Raw genomic sequence first — 15,218 nt, forward strand, 5'->3', positions numbered from 1 at the left:
AGCGAGAAAATGTTGATCGGGGCTGGGTTTGTGAGTAACCCAGCCCCTTTCGTATGAGAGGTTCAGTCGACGAGGGCACTGACGGCGCTGTCCAACTCACGCAGCCAGGCCTCGGCAGATACATCCGAAGGCATACGCCAGTCTCCGCGCGGAGAAAGGGACCCGCCGGCCATGACTTTGGGGCCATTGGGGAGCGCGCTGCGCTTGAACTGCTGGGTGAAATAACGACGGATAAACAGACGCTCCCACTTCACGATCTCGTCTAAGGAATACGAAACCTTGTCCTCTTCGGGGTAGCCAGCTGGCCAGTCCCCGCGAGAGGCGTCCGACCATGCGTGCTCTGCCAAGAATGCAATCTTCGACGGACGAGCTCCGCGTCGCAGCACGTAGTACAGGTTGAAGTCTTGAAGGTTGTAGGGGCCGATCTTGTCCTGCGTGGACTGCATCTTTTGTCCGGGCTTTGCGGGAACCAACTCTGGAGAAATTTCGGTTCCGAGAATTGATAGCAAGATCTCGCCAACTTCGGGGGAGAACTGGCCAGAAGACACCACCCAGCGGATCAAGTGCTGGATCATCGTCTTGGGGACGCCGGTATTGACGGCGTAGTGACTCATCTGGTCGCCCACACCATAGGTGCACCAACCCAGCGCGAGCTCCGACAGATCGCCAGTACCCAAGACGATACCGCCCAGGTGGTTTGCGAGGCGGAAAAGATAGTCCGTGCGCAGTCCCGCCTGAACGTTCTCAAAAGTGACGTCGTAGTCGTCGTGCCCATCCGCGTAGGGGTGATCGATATCGGCCAACATCTGCCGGGCAGCGGGGGTGATATCGATTTCCTTGAAGGACACTCCGAGCCTCTCGCACAGTGCAATCGCATTGGTCTTCGTGCGCGCGGAGGTTGCAAAGCCGGGAAGCGTGTAGCCCAGAATATCTGTGCGCGGGCGCCCCAAGAGATCCATCGCACGAGCCGCAACGATCAGTGCGTGCGTTGAATCCAAACCACCAGAAACCCCAATGACGACCTTGGGCTGTCCGATTGCGCTCAGGCGCTTCGCGAGTCCCGCGACCTGAATGTTGTAGGCCTCGTAGCAGTCCTGTTCCAACTGGCTTGGATCATCGGGAACGAAGGGGAAGCGATCGACCTCGCGTTCGAGCCCCAGATCCGTTCGCGGCGGGTTCATCTCAATGGCAATGCTGTAAGGGCGTGGGATGGACAGGCCCTCGAGCATCTTTTGAGCATTGTCGGTAAAAGAATTCTGGCGCGTACGTTCGGTGCGCAGATGCTCGACATCCACGTCGGCGATGGTGATCTGGGTTCCCGAGGCGAAACGCTGACCGGCGGCAAGAAGCTGACCGGCCTCGTAGATCAGGGTCTGCCCATCCCAAGCAAGGTCGGTCGTTGACTCACCCGGGCCGGCGGCGGTGTAGACGTAGGCACAAGCACAGCGCGCGGAAGTTGACTGTGCCAGGAGCTTGCGTTCATCGCCTCGTCCGACGGTAATGGGGGAGGCACTGAGGTTGAGCAGTACGGTTGCGCCTGAGAGTGCAAGGAGTGAAGCGGGAGTGACGGGAACCCACATGTCTTCGCAGACCTCAATTCCCACACACAGCCCGGGGATATCAGTGACATCGATCGTCACGGAGCCGAAAGGCAGCAGGGGAGCGTCACCCGTGTAGGGCTCTGTTGGTGCCCATGGAGCCTGAAGGAGATCGTTGTCAAAGCTCGGTGGAGTCACGAAATGGCGCTTTTCGTAGAACTCGCGGTAGTTCGGAAGATAGGACTTCGGGATGACTGCAAGTGCGCGGCCTCGGTGAATTGCAATCGCGCAATTGTAGAGGGCTGCTCCCTTGCGCAGTGGTGCGCCCACAACGATCAGAGGGAGAAGATCCGCGCTGGCAGTGATGATTGCAGTGAGCGCGCGCTCGACCTCGTCAAGAAGAACGTCTTGAAGGAGCAGATCATCGATGGCGTAGCCAGAAACGCACAACTCAGGGAAGAGCGCGATCGATACACCGCGTTCGTCGCAGGTGTGCGCCGCTGCGATGATTTCTTCAGCATTGGCCAGTGGCTGTGCGGGATGAACGGGGAGCGTCACTGCCGCCACGCGCGTAAAGCCCTGGTCATAAAGGGAATGGAAGTTCATGGCTCTCCTCCTGAGTCGCTAGGGCTATTGTCGCCTACTTGGGCGCCTTGCGCCTTCCCGAGGCCGTACCTGCGTAGGTGTGTCTAGCTCAGTTCGCCCATGACGCTTTCAAAAGACTGAGCAACGGGATCACGGATGATGAGGTCGGCGTCAGCATCGGCGTTCGTTGGCGTTGCGTTCATCAAGACCAGGTGTGAGCCTGAGAAATAGTTGAGCAGTCCGGCGGCGGGATAGACGACCAGAGATGTTCCAGCAACGATCAATAGATCGGCGTGCGCAATTGCCTGAACGGCTCCGCTGATGACTTCCTCGTCCAATGCCTCTCCATACATGACGATATCGGGACGGAGTCGTCCGTGGCAGCGCGGACAGGTTGGGACTAACTCTTCAAAGGCCTCGGGAATAGAGGAAAGGGGATAGCCGGCCCCGCAAGCGGTGCACAGAAGGTGCTCCCAATTTCCGTGAAGCTCCCAGACTGTGCGTGAGCCCGCCCGTTGGTGAAGGCCATCGATGTTTTGAGTGATGACGCATTCGAGAAGACCATCCGACTCGAGCGTGGCAAGTGCGCGATGGGCGCCGTTGGGTTCGACCGGCTTGTGCACCTCGCGGAACCACTCCCAATAGGCCTCGGGATGGAGTGAAAAGAAATCGATACTGAGGACTTGCTCCAGAGGGATTGTGCGCTCTTGGAAATAGAAACCGTTTGCGCCTCGGAAATCGGGAATACCTGACTCCGTGGAGACACCAGCGCCGCCGAAAAATACTGTCGAAGCAGAGGTGCGAATCCAATTCGCAAGGGTTGAGATATCACTGGTCATTGTGGCTCCTTAGGCGATGGAACCTATTTAGAATACGCCGAGGCCGGGGTGCGCATTGCAGCCCCGGCCTCGTATTGTGATGAAAAGTCGCGTCTAGACTCAGATCAGCGTGAGAGCCTGACGTGCGATCGCGAGTTCTTCGTTCGTGGGAACAACCATGACGGTAATTGAGGAATCATCGGTCGAAATGGTTGTGGGAGCAGAGAAACGCTGGTTGTTCGCCTCGTCATCGATGCGCACACCGAAGGGGAGCAGACGCTCGCAAACCTCGCGGCGCAGATCAGCATCGTTTTCACCAATGCCAGCGGTGAAGGTAATGACATCAAGGCCACCGAGCTCCGCAGTGTAAGAACCGATGTACTTGATGATGCGGGTGACATAGATGTCCAGGGCCAGACGTGCGCGGCGTGCAACCTCGGGATCCTCGGAATCGGCCATGTGGCGAACAGCGCGCATGTCGTTTTCGCCGGTCAAGCCCTTCAAGCCCGACTGCTTGTTGAAGAGGTCATCGACCTCGTCGGCGCTCCAGCCGGTCTGACGCTGCAAGTGGAAAACAACGGCGGGGTCGATGTCGCCGGTGCGGGTTCCCATGACCAATCCCTCGAGAGGAGTCAGGCCCATGGAGGTATCAATGGGGCGGCCAGCCTTAACGGCGGAGACGGATGCACCATTGCCCAGGTGAAGGACGATCTGGCGCAGAGCGTTATCGCCCAGCAGGGAAGCGACCTTTTCGGAAACGTACTGGTGGGAAGTTCCGTGAGCGCCGTAACGACGGACTGAGTACTTTTCGGCAACTTCCTGGTTCAACGCGTAGGTTGCGGTGTCCTCAGGCAAGCGCTGGAAGAAAGCGGTGTCGAAAACGGCGACGTGAGGAGTGTCGGGCATGAGCTCGCGCGCAACATCGATTCCCTTGAGGTGTGCGGGGTTGTGCAGGGGAGCCAGTGCGCACAGATCATCAATCAGGTCACGAACTTCGTCGGTGATCAGAGCCGGTCCGTCGAAGTACTTACCGCCCTGAACGATGCGGTGGCCAACAGCCACGATGTTGGCCTCGGCAAGAGAGGGGCCAACCTCATCGAAGAGGCGCAGAACTTCGCGCATACCAACTTCGTGATCGGCAATGGGCTCGTTCACATCGACGACCTTCTCGCCGTACTTGTGCTGGATGTGGCCCTCGGATTCACCGATGCGCTCAACCAAGCCCTTGGCGATCGCATCGCCGTTCTCGGGGTTGATGAGCTGATACTTGATTGAGGAAGAACCAGAGTTAATAACAAGAACGGTGTCGGTCACGACGTGCCTTTCTAAGAATCACCTGCGATGCCGCGGTGCGCGGCGCAATGAAACGCATGGATGAGTGGTCTGATGAGTGCAGTTTACGCGTGGTAGTGATGGAGACGGAATTCGAGGGTGTGGGATTGTCCCCACACCCTCGAGATCTGTTAGCCCTGTGCCTGAACGGCAGTCAGGGCGACGGTATTGACAATGTCTTCAACCAGTGCGCCGCGTGAGAGGTCATTCACAGGCTTGTTGAGTCCCTGCAGAACCGGGCCAATCGCAACAGCATCGGAAGAACGCTGAACAGCCTTGTAGGCAATATTTCCAGCGTTGAGCGAGGGGAAGACAAAGACGTTCTCGTGGCCGGCGATGGGGGAGTCAGGCAGCTTGACCGAGGCGACGGCCTCGTCAACGGAAGCGTCGAATTGGATCGGTCCCTCAAGGGCCAGCTCGGGAGCCTTTTCGTGCGCCAAGCGAGTGGCCTCGGCAACCGCATCCACGTCCACGCCGGAGCCAGAGGTGCCGGTCGAGTAGGAGAGCATTGCAACCTTCGGATCGAGGCCGAACTGGCGCGCGGTCGCGGCCGAGGAAATCGCGATATCCGCCAGCTGCTCGGGGGTCGGGTTGGGGTTGACGGCGCAGTCGCCGAATACCCACACGCGATCCTTCAGCAGCATAAGGAAGACCGAAGAAACGATTGAGACGCCGGGAGCGGTCTTGATGATCTGGAAGGAAGGAACGATGGTGTGAGCGGTGGTGTGGATGGCGCCCGACACCATGCCGTCGGCGTCGCCCATGTGGACCATCATCGTGCCGAAGTAGGAGACGTCGCGAACCTTATCGCGAGCTTGCTCAAGGGTCACGCCCTTCTTGGCGCGCAGGCGTGCGAATTCTTCCGCGTAGCGCTCTGCATATGCGGGGTCATCGACGGAAACGACGGTAGCTGCCGAAACATCCAGGCCAAGCTCCGCTGCTCGTGCGTTAATTTGCTGAGCATCGCCGAGCAATACGAGATCGGCAATTCCGCGTTCAAGAACAATGGCTGCTGCGCGCAGGACGCGATCATCTTCGGGTTCGGGCAAGACGATGCGCTTGCGGTTGGAGCGGGCTCGCTCGATGAGGTCTGCCTGGAAGGAAAGAGGAGTAACAACCTGGGGAGCTTCCAGTGCCGAGGCCGCTTCCAGAGTTTGTGCGTTGAAAGGCAGTTCGAGAACGGGAAGTTGAGTCTTAATGTGCGAGGCGACTGCCGAGGGAAGAGCAACTGCTGCGACGCGAGTTGCGTGCTGACGTGCGCGACGCTCAAGAACCTCGATTTCACGTTCAATGAGTTCAGGGGAGGCGCCTTCGGTATCGAAAGCTGCGATGACGCGAGCGTTGGTTGATGCTGCCACGTCGAGGTTCCACCCCAAGGTGTCGAAAGTTGAGACGGAGCCTTCGGGGAGTGCATCGATCAGGACAATATCCTCTGCGTGGCTGCGGATATCTTCTACAACGCGTGGAAGGGCTTGCTCGGGGTCGAAGGTGATGGCCTCGGTAGTGGAGGTGCCGGCGGCGCTCACCCGTGCCAGCGTTGAGGCGGGGACAAGCGCTGCGAAGTCGTCACTGACCTGTGAGGCGGCTTCTGCCTGGGCGGCAATGACGATAAAACGGGTGCTCACGTCTACTCCTTTATATCGGTATGTATTTTGGCTGGATTGGTTAACAATCAAGTGAGCCGACGGGGTCTATCGTAGTCCGCTCGTTTGAGTGCGTCGCGCTTATGTCTGCTTTCGCGATACCCTGAAGGCATGGAAGATCAGTCCTCGGGATCAACAGGTGGAGTCGCTACCTTAGCGAGCGTTGCCTTTGTTGTCCTTGCGTGCGTGCTGATTACTCTTCTTGCTGTCTTTAATCACCCGCATAAAGCTGTTCTGGTCCTGGTTGTGACGATGTTCATCATGGCGCTGATGCGTGCAGTGTGGCCAGGACGTCCCTGGTTCGCTTCAAGGCGGCGATGGGCGGACGTTGGATTGTATGTCTTGCTCGGAGCTGTCATTTGGTACTTCTCGCCCTACACCGCAACCCTGGGGCTCGGCTGAATGTGACCCGGTAGACAAAGTGTCCATAATGTGGCCGATGGTGACTTCTTAGGCGAAAGCTGTCACTCTTGCCAAGTCCGTACTTCTTTATACGAGGTTTGAGCAATGAGAAAGTTTCTTGAACAGAGCGGCATCCTGATCTGGGTGCTGGTAGCGATCGTTCTGGCATTAGTTCTGGGATCTGTCACCATTGGCGATTCCCACATTATGCCGTCGGCACTGGGCGATGTTTTCGTCACTTTCTCTACTATTTTTGGGCAGTTCCTGTCCTTCTCAATTCCGCTCATCATCATCGGTCTTGTCACCCCGGCAATCGCAGACCTGGGTAAGGGTGCAGGCCACTGGTTGGGTCTGACTGCGGCTCTCGCCTATGCCTCGACCATGTTTGCGGGCTTCCTGACCTATGGAGTGTGTGCGTACTTCTTCCCGAAGATTCTTGTCGGACAGCTGACTCAGGTCGAAACTCCGAAGGAAGTTCTCAAGACCTACTTCACCATCGAAATGCCTCCGGTCGTAGGAGTGATGACCGCGCTCTTGCTGTCCTTCGTCGTTGGAATTGGCTTGTCGTTGGTGCCTCGGGGTGTTCTACGTAAGGGCTTTATTGAGTTCCGTGCGATCATCACCCGACTGATCGAGAACATCATTGTTCCTCTTCTGCCCCTGCATATCTTCGGTATCTTCTTGAATCTTACCTACACCGGCGAAGCGGTTCACATCATGCGAACTCTGATCCGCGTGGTTGTCATTGTTCTGGTTCTGGAAGTAGTCATTCTGCTCACGCAATACTTTGTTGCCGGTGCGATTGGCCGCGTCAACCCCTTCAAGGCTCTCTTCACCATGCTGCCCGCATATCTCACGGCTCTGGGTACTTCCTCCTCCGCAGCGACGATTCCTGTCACCTTGCGACAGACCCGTAAGAATGGCGTGTCCGATGCCGTTTCCTCTTTCACGATTCCTCTGTGCGCGACGATTCACTTGGCAGGTTCGACCTCGAAGATTTTCGCTTTCGCCTTTGCGATCGTCTATACCCAGGGCATGACGGTCACCACCGCGCAGTGGGTCGGATTTATCTTCATGCTCGGCATTACCATGGTGGCTGCTCCGGGCGTCCCCGGCGGTGCAATTATGGCTGCTACCGGCATTTTGCAGTCGATGCTGGGCTTCGATGATTCTGCAGTTGCCCTGATGATTGCCACTTACATTGCTCTTGACTCCTTCGGTACCGCAACGAACGTGACGGGAGATGGTGCTATCGCGATCATCATGGACCGTCTGACAGGCGGAAAGCTGGGGCCCGAGGCCGATTCTGAGCACACTCGTGAACTTGCCTTTGACGGAATGGCATACCTCCACAAGGTTTCAGTCGAGGGTGTTGTGACTCCGGAAGAACTCGCAGAGTCTGCTGCCCTGAACGGTACGACCATTGCCGAGACTGGTCGTTCCTGAACAATTTTTCACCTCGAATTTAAGGTAGATGCAACGGCGTGCGTTAAGCAATAGACTTAATGCACGCCGTTCGCTGTTGATCATTGTGGGAATGGAGCATGACTCGTGGAGCAAGTTGCCTTCGATAGCACGTCAGAACCGATAAAGATCGGTGTCCTCACCTCCGGTGGCGACGCCCAAGGAATGAACGCTGCGGTTCGTGCGGTTGTCCGCACTGCGCTGGCACGTGGCGCTCAGCCCTACGCGATCCTCGACGGCTGGGCGGGAGCAGTTAAAGGCGGAGCTTCCATTCGCGAAATGAGCTGGTCGGACGCCTCGGGAATTCTCGCAGAAGGCGGGACCGTCATCGGAACCGCTCGTTGCCCCGAATTTCGTGAATACGAAGGCCGTCACGCGGCAGCCTTGCACCTGATTGAAAAGGGAATCGACCGCTTGGTCGTCATCGGAGGTGATGGTTCGCTGTCAGGTACGGAAGAATTCCGTACCGAGTGGGCCCAACATCTCAGCGAGCTGGTCGATGAAGGCCAGATCAGTGCCGAACAGGCGAAAGCCCACGAACGCCTCTACATCGTCGGGCTGGTTGGTTCCATCGACAACGATATGGTCGGCACCGACATGACGATCGGCGCGGACACTGCACTGCACCGAATCGTCGACGCAATCGACCAGATTTCTTCAACTGCGGCCTCGCACCAGCGCACGTTCATTGTCGAGGTCATGGGACGTCACTGCGGTTACCTTCCCTTAATGTCTGCGGTTGCAGGCGGCGCAGACTATGTCTTCACTCCTGAAGACCCGGCTCACGACGGCTGGGAAGACGAGATGGTCAATCTGCTCAAGGAAGGGCGCGCAGCAGGGCGACGCGAATCGATCATCATCGTCGCTGAAGGAGCAATGGATCGCGCGGGAAACCCTATTACTTCCCAAGACATTGCCGATGCGTTTAAGGAACGTACCGGCGAAGACGCGCGAATCACCATTTTGGGCCACGTCCAACGAGGCGGTACCCCCTCTGCCTATGACCGCTGGATGTCGACCTTGCTTGGCTACGCCGCAGTTCAAGAAATCCTTAACCCCGCAGATCCGGATGTCGCCTCGATTCTGGGCGTGCGGCACAACCGCGTAACCCGTATTCCTCTCATGGAAGCGGTTCATGAAACTCGCGGCGTAAAAGACCTCATCAAGGCCGGGGATTTCCAGGCGGCGCAGGCTGCTCGTGGACGTTCTTTCACCGTGATGGTGGGAATCAACCAGCTTCTGGCGACGCCTCCTCATCTTGCGGACAATCCCCCGAAGGAAAGTGGCAAGCGTGTCGCCATTCTGCACGCCGGGGGCCTTGCGCCGGGCATGAACACCGCGGCGCGCGCTGCCGTCAGGCTCGGTATCGCTAAGGGCTGGACCATGCTTGGAATCGATGGTTCTTGGGCAGGACTTGCTGATAATCAGGTTCGCGAGCTGACGTGGGATGACGTTGAAGGATGGGCATTCCACGGTGGTGCTGAACTTGGGACGCGCCGCCCCATTCCCTCAGTGAACGAGTACTACGCCTTGGGACGCGCGATCGAACGTAATGAAATTGACGCACTCTTGGTGGTCGGTGGTCTGAATGCATACCTGGCCGTCAAGGAAATGACCTCGGAGCTCGATCGGTACCCAGCTTTCCGTATTCCCATCGTTCTGGTGCCGGCCTCGATCGACAATAACCTTCCTGGCGCTGAACTGGCGATTGGCACTGATACCGCGCTGAATAATGCGGTGTGGGCTTTGGACCGTATTAAGGAAAGTGCCGCCGCCTCCAAGCGCTGCTTCGTCGCAGAACTCATGGGACGCCGCTGCGGCTACCTCACGCTCATGTCAGGAATCGCCTCGGGCGCCGAATACGCCTATTTGAATGAGGAAAACACGACCCTGGCAGAGATTGATGAGGATGCGCACCGCCTGCGTGAAACTTTCGAGGCCGGTCGCCGTCTATTCCTTGTTGTTGTCAACGAAGAAGCGGACGTGCATTACAACCGCGAGTTCCTTGCGAACGTTTTCGAGGCTGAGAGTGGCGGGCTTTACGACGTCCGATCCTCTGCGCTTGGACACCTCCAGCAGGGCGGTGCTCCCAGTCCTTATGACCGTCTTCTTGCCACTCGCCTAGTCTTTGCCGCTCTAGGTGAATTGGACAGCCAGTTCTCGCAGGGACGTTCGCAGGCTGTCTACATCGGCGACGTGGGGAATACAATCCAGGTCCGTCCGGTAGACCGAATGTTCGATGATTTGGATATGGCGAATCGTCGTCCCTTCGATCAGTGGTGGCGCGATCTCCGCCCGATTCTTACCGCAGTGTCCATGCAGTCCCAGCCGCGGGAACTTGAGCCGGTGACTATCATGCAAGCAGAGAGCTTTAATAACTAAGCGGGAAATTCCCGTGACCGTCGATCATCAGGAGAAAGCACGATGAGCGCAATTGACCCGACGACAACCCCCGCTTGGGCAGCACTGGATGAGCATGCAGAAGTGTTCAACCCTGATCTGCGTAGCTGGTTCCAGGAAGACCCAGAGCGCGCCCAGAAGTGGACGAAGAAAGTCGGGGACTTGTACATTGATCTGTCAAAGAACCTGATTGACGAAGAGACTCTGAATCAGCTTCTTGAACTAGCAGATCAGACCGAGGTCTTTCCCCTTCGTGATGCCATGCTTCGTGGTGACCGCATCAACGTGACTGAGAACCGTTCGGTCCTCCACACCGCGCTGCGTCGCGCCCCCGGTGAGGAATTGATCGTTGATGGACGCGACGTCGTTGCAGATGTCCGTGAGGTTCTCGATCGTGTCTATTCCTTCGCAAACCGCGTCCGCTCGGGTGAATGGGTTGGTGTCACTGGAAAGCGCGTCGCAACCGTTGTCAACGTAGGTATTGGCGGCTCGGATCTTGGACCCGTCATGGCATACGAAGCCTTGAAGCCCTACGTCCAAGAGGGCTTGGAATGCCGCTTCATTTCCAATATTGACCCGACCGACGTGGGAGAGACCACCAAGGATCTCGACCCCGAAACCACTCTGGTGATCGTCGCTTCGAAGACCTTCACGACTTTGGAGACCATCACCAACGCCCATGCGGTTCGCGATTGGTTCCTGAGCTCCCTGCGTTCCAAGGGAATCATTAACAATGATCCCGAGCAAGAGAAGGATGCAATCTCCAAGCACTTTGTCGCTGTCTCGACGGCACTGGACAAGGTCGCAGAGTTCGGTATCGATCCGGCAAATGCCTTCGGTTTTTGGAATTGGGTTGGCGGCCGTTACTCGGTAGATTCCGCAATTGGGACCTCACTGGCGATCGCAATCGGTCCTGAGCGCTTCGAGGAATTCCTTGGAGGAATGCGCGCAATCGACCAGCACTTCGCCTCGGCAGCGCCCGAGGATAATGTCCCGCTCATCATGGGCTTGCTCAATGTCTGGTACTCGAACTTCTTGGGTGCGGACACGCATGCAGTGCTTCCGTACTCGCAGTACCTGCACCGTTTCCCCGCATACCTGCAGCAGCTCACCATGGAGTCCAACGGTAAGTCCGTTCGCCGCGATGGCTCTCCGGTCTTCTACGACACCGGTGAGGTTTTCTGGGGAGAACCTGGCACCAACGGTCAGCATGCCTTCTACCAGCTGATTCACCAGGGAACCCGTATGGTTCCGGCAGACTTCATCGCCTTCGCACAGCCTTCGTGGCCGATTCGCGACGCTGATGCGGATATGCACGAGCTGTTCTTGTCGAACTTCTTCGCACAGACCAAGGCTCTTGCTTTCGGTAAGACCGCAGAAGAGGTTCGCGCTGAAGGCACTGCAGAAGAACTGGTTTCAGCCCGTGTCTTCACGGGCAACCGTCCCACGACTTCGATTATGGCGCCCGCGCTGACTCCTGCTGTCCTCGGCCAGCTCATCGCCCTCTACGAGCACATCACTTTCGTTGAAGGCGCTGTGTGGGGTCTTGACTCCTTCGACCAGTGGGGCGTGGAACTTGGAAAGGTGCTCGCCAAGCAGATTCTCCCCGCAATCGAGGGTGACCAGACGGTCTTGGACCAACAGGATTCATCGACTCGTTCGCTCATCGAGTTCTACCGCGCGAATCGCACGAAGTAATCGCTTCTGATCATCGGGAGCCGCGCCGAGGGGCGCGGCCCCCACCGCGTCTCTGCAGTATTGAGACGGGGGTCGCCTAGGCTATGTGTTGTTCGCAGACTTATTCAATTGGCGACGTAGCCAATCCGTCACGGGTATATTGGACAATCCGTTGTTCCGATCGGAGTAGGGGTGAGCATCGCGCACTTGGCGGTTTGTCGCTGCAGCGTCGTCGATCTGTTGCCACTCGTCGTCGGTGAGCGAGTCGAGCGTGGCAAGGACGTAGACTATATCCCGCGTCTGTCGGTAGGTACTAGAATCGGCGAGAGCGCGGATGAACGTAGCTCTCGCCTCTTCGCGCGTCTTCTCCTGTGTTGCAAGCCAGGTACCTATCTCCCTAGCGATTTCCGCTTGGCTCGAAGGATCGGTAACGATGAGTTCCTGCTTGTCCATCAGAAAACCCGCGGAGTGCTCCTTACTGTCGTAGCGCACCCAGAGGGCCGGTATGCCGCGTCCTATTGCCCAGCCGATTTCCTGTTGGCACCATGGACTCTCTGTGTATCCCTGTGAGGCGATACAGACAAGAGCAGAACTGTTTGCAAGGTGATCACGGATCGCCTGCGCCCAACTTGCGCCCGGCTTGATCGAGTGTTTGGCCATAGTGGCATCGATTCCGAGGATCGCAAGCTCCTCTCGTAGCACTTGGGCGCACTCATCGCCCTTTTCGTCCTCGTGATAACTCAGGAATACACGCATGCGATCTCCTATTGGCTCTCGGTGGAAGCGTTCACCGACAAGGAAGCGAGTCCCTTCGCAATCAGGGGTCCGAGATCAGAAGCGCGCTGTGTGGTTGCGAGGCGTTGTAGGTCGTTGTTGTCCAGACCGGTGTGCGCAGGGACGAATCGTTGCTTGATCTCGTCGATTGCCTCCCGATAGGAATCACACTGGTTGATCTCTGCCAGCGCTTCATCTGGGACAGGAAGATCTCGCCCGAGACCAAGCTCGCGGGCCAATAGGGCAGCGGCTCCGCCGAAACCGCCCGCGATGAACAGCGGCTGATCTTCTCGGAGCGTATACAACGCCTCTTCGACGATTCCGGGGAAGTCACCGATGTATCCGTTTGGAATGTCCGTTGACTGACGCCGTGTTTTTCCTCCGATCAGCAAGCGCGCGTTGCAGTACTGGGGGAGGGCCTGCCTAATTTGGCGCAGGGCATTGGCAGTCTCCTTGGGGTCGCCCTGCCACGGCGGAAGGTCATCAAAGTCCTCGATCTTGCGACCGTCTTTGTTAAGTACGACGATGGAGGCGTACCCGGCGAAGTGGTTGGCTGCTTGGGAGAGTCTCTCGATTGATGCGCTGCTTGTCAGGGAGACGTAGGGGACCGCCAAACTGAACATGTTCCCGGGGTGTATATTGTCCTGTTCAGGATCGCCCGCTAGGCGTGCGTAGGCTTTGACTGATGCAGTGTAGCTGGACACTGTGTCCATGACCGCCGTTGTCAGATCAGGGACGTGCGTGCCGGGAGCGCCCGCATACAGGAGGCTGCCCCCGCCGATCAGCATCATTTGTGAAACTTCCGCAACAGCGCATTCAAGGTGTGTCGGATGCAGGCCGATAGCCGTCAGATCGTCGGCTAGGGCCATCGAGATCCCTAGGGCCTTTCCGGCCAGCGGACGATCCTGCGAGAGAAGCGGAATTGTCAACTTGGGTTCGTCTGTGCCAAGGACTCCGCCCGCAGCAAAGAAAGACCTGGGGGTCAGTAGGTGCACCTGTCCTTTCTCATAACCCGCTTGGACGCACAGATCGACTAAGAAGTCTTGTTCGGCGGCGAGGAGGGGTGGGTCGGGGTGAATCAGCCACAGGTGCTTGTCATTGCCGTATGTCTGCCGGTGTTCTTGGATAAATTTCAGTAGCACGGTAGGTTCGGGCGCGGTGGGAGGTGCGCAATCGAAGCCGGGGTGATTCTTGGATGGTGACGGTGCAGTACTCGCCTTCGCGAGGTTAACGTGTGCGGGAATTTCCTGGCAACGCCACAACGCGAATTTGAGAGCCTCATCGACGAGGCGGTTCAGAGCAGTGACGATGGCCTTGTCGACGGGGTCATCCTCCTGCGTTCCTTCTGGTGGTGCCCATCCCTTGGGGATCTGTGGACACGCGATTGTCGGGACGTGGTCGAGGAGGAATGAGCCGCGTGTCTCTCCGGCGGTGAGCGCGGAGAGACACACGATAGGCACTCCAGCGCGCTTTGCCTCGTACACTTCCCACTGAGTCCACTCGCGACAGGAGTAATGATCCGTGCGCACCATGAGAAGCGCGCTCGTCCTGGCGCGCTCGCGTATGGCCTCGTCCCACTTCTCGCCCGTCTGTAGGTCGTACACGTCGAAGAATGGCAGTAAGTGAGTCCGGTGAATCTGATTTCGGACTCTCGTGGTTACGCCTGTCGCGGTGAGGCCGGTGCGGTCTGTCTCGGGTATATCGGCTTGTGCGTGTGACACGAAGATTTGTAGACGGGTGTTGGACGAGTTAGATTCCATTCCTGCTTGGCGCCACAAGAGGTGTTGGATTATCGCCTGTCCTACGCCTCGGATTACCTCACCTGCAGCGTAGGCTTCTTCGCCGATGACGGGCCCCTGGCAGCCAGCTAGCCTTTTCATGAGTGGAGCGGAAGTGTCGAGGCCTTTCGCCCCAATAATCGGGAAGACAAGGACACCAGGTGTGCCTGCTGAAGATGCAGTGTCGCGCAGCGTGCAAAGACTCTTCAAGTACTCGTGCCATGCGCTGTCTCCAGCCTGCGAGGCTTTGATCATATGACGGCCAATGACCGGAATGATAACGGTGTAAGGGGACGCTGTGTTGGTCGGTGAGTTTTGATTGGGGGCCTGTTCACCGTCTGGTGTTGTGTCAACTGTGCCGCAGCGCGTAGGGATCGGCGCAGGTGCATCGCAGTTTGCGTTGCGGGGATAGGAACGGGAAAAGATTTCGATCGCGCTGCCTGCCAGGCCGGAGAAGTGCTCCGAATGGTAGTGGTCAATCAACTTTTCGAAAACGTCTCGACCGCATTGGTCTTTTGGATGCCAGACGACGTAGATATCGAGCACCGTTGGGGAAGGAGCTGCGAGTTCTAGGGCTAAATCAGCGGTCGGTATGCTGTGCGTCATACTGTCTCAGTCTAGGCGTGCGATGTTTGGTTGACTAGCTGATATGGGCTGTCATCAAGGGGCTTTATGTTGTTGTGTCACTAGTTGACATGTTGCGGCAGATGTGATTGAAGTACGTTCGGATGGGCAGACGTAGATGATGCGCGCCTAGTGTCCGGTCGGACGCGCCTTTGAGTGATTTTGGGTTGGCTGAAAGTACGC

General features: G+C 57.6%; 10 protein-coding genes. 4 read left to right on the forward strand and 6 right to left on the reverse strand.

The genetic code is table 11. From position 1 onward, the window contains the following. Positions 1–62 precede the first annotated feature (62 nt). The 4 genes from RW023_RS04135 to pta form a co-directional block, all read right to left on the reverse strand. Positions 63–2,144 (reverse strand): NAD(+) synthase, encoded by a 2,082-nt coding sequence (locus tag RW023_RS04135; RefSeq protein ID WP_315580008.1) that lies wholly within the window; start codon positions 2,142–2,144, stop codon positions 63–65. 83 nt (positions 2,145–2,227) lie between these two features. Beyond that, positions 2,228–2,962 (reverse strand): NAD-dependent protein deacylase, encoded by a 735-nt coding sequence (locus RW023_RS04140; protein ID WP_315580009.1) that lies wholly within the window; start codon positions 2,960–2,962, stop codon positions 2,228–2,230. Between the two features lie 99 nt (positions 2,963–3,061). Next, entirely contained in the window at positions 3,062–4,255 is a 1,194-nt protein-coding gene (locus RW023_RS04145) for an acetate kinase (protein ID WP_315580010.1), read from the reverse strand. A gap of 149 nt (positions 4,256–4,404) precedes the next feature. Then, entirely contained in the window at positions 4,405–5,898 is a 1,494-nt protein-coding gene (pta, locus tag RW023_RS04150; protein WP_315580011.1) for a phosphate acetyltransferase, read from the reverse strand. A gap of 129 nt (positions 5,899–6,027) precedes the next feature. On the opposite strand from pta, the gene RW023_RS04155 reads away from it, so the two are divergent. From RW023_RS04155 to pgi, 4 genes are all read left to right on the forward strand, one after another. Then, positions 6,028–6,318, forward strand: a complete 291-nt coding sequence (locus tag RW023_RS04155; protein ID WP_315580012.1) for a DUF3017 domain-containing protein — start codon at positions 6,028–6,030, stop codon at positions 6,316–6,318. Positions 6,319–6,423: 105 nt separating this feature from the next. Further along, the gene (locus tag RW023_RS04160) at positions 6,424–7,764 is read left to right on the forward strand and encodes a dicarboxylate/amino acid:cation symporter (protein ID WP_315580013.1); all 1,341 of its coding nucleotides are present in this window, start codon (positions 6,424–6,426) and stop codon (positions 7,762–7,764) included. Between the two features lie 105 nt (positions 7,765–7,869). After that, entirely contained in the window at positions 7,870–10,164 is a 2,295-nt protein-coding gene (locus tag RW023_RS04165) for a 6-phosphofructokinase (protein ID WP_315580014.1), read from the forward strand. Between the two features lie 42 nt (positions 10,165–10,206). Then, the gene (gene pgi / locus RW023_RS04170) at positions 10,207–11,880 is read left to right on the forward strand and encodes a glucose-6-phosphate isomerase (protein WP_315580015.1); all 1,674 of its coding nucleotides are present in this window, start codon (positions 10,207–10,209) and stop codon (positions 11,878–11,880) included. Positions 11,881–11,961: 81 nt separating this feature from the next. Here the strand turns inward: pgi and RW023_RS04175 are convergent, their stop codons facing one another. Continuing rightward, complete coding sequence (locus RW023_RS04175) at positions 11,962–12,615, reverse strand: toll/interleukin-1 receptor domain-containing protein (RefSeq protein WP_315580016.1); 654 nt, start codon at positions 12,613–12,615, stop codon at positions 11,962–11,964. 8 nt (positions 12,616–12,623) lie between these two features. Beyond that, positions 12,624–15,017, reverse strand: a complete 2,394-nt coding sequence (locus RW023_RS04180; RefSeq protein WP_315580017.1) for a hypothetical protein — start codon at positions 15,015–15,017, stop codon at positions 12,624–12,626. Positions 15,018–15,218: the final 201 nt, after the last annotated feature.

This window comes from uncultured Actinomyces sp., from assembly GCF_963542285.1.
Lineage (GTDB): Bacteria > Actinomycetota > Actinomycetes > Actinomycetales > Actinomycetaceae > Pauljensenia.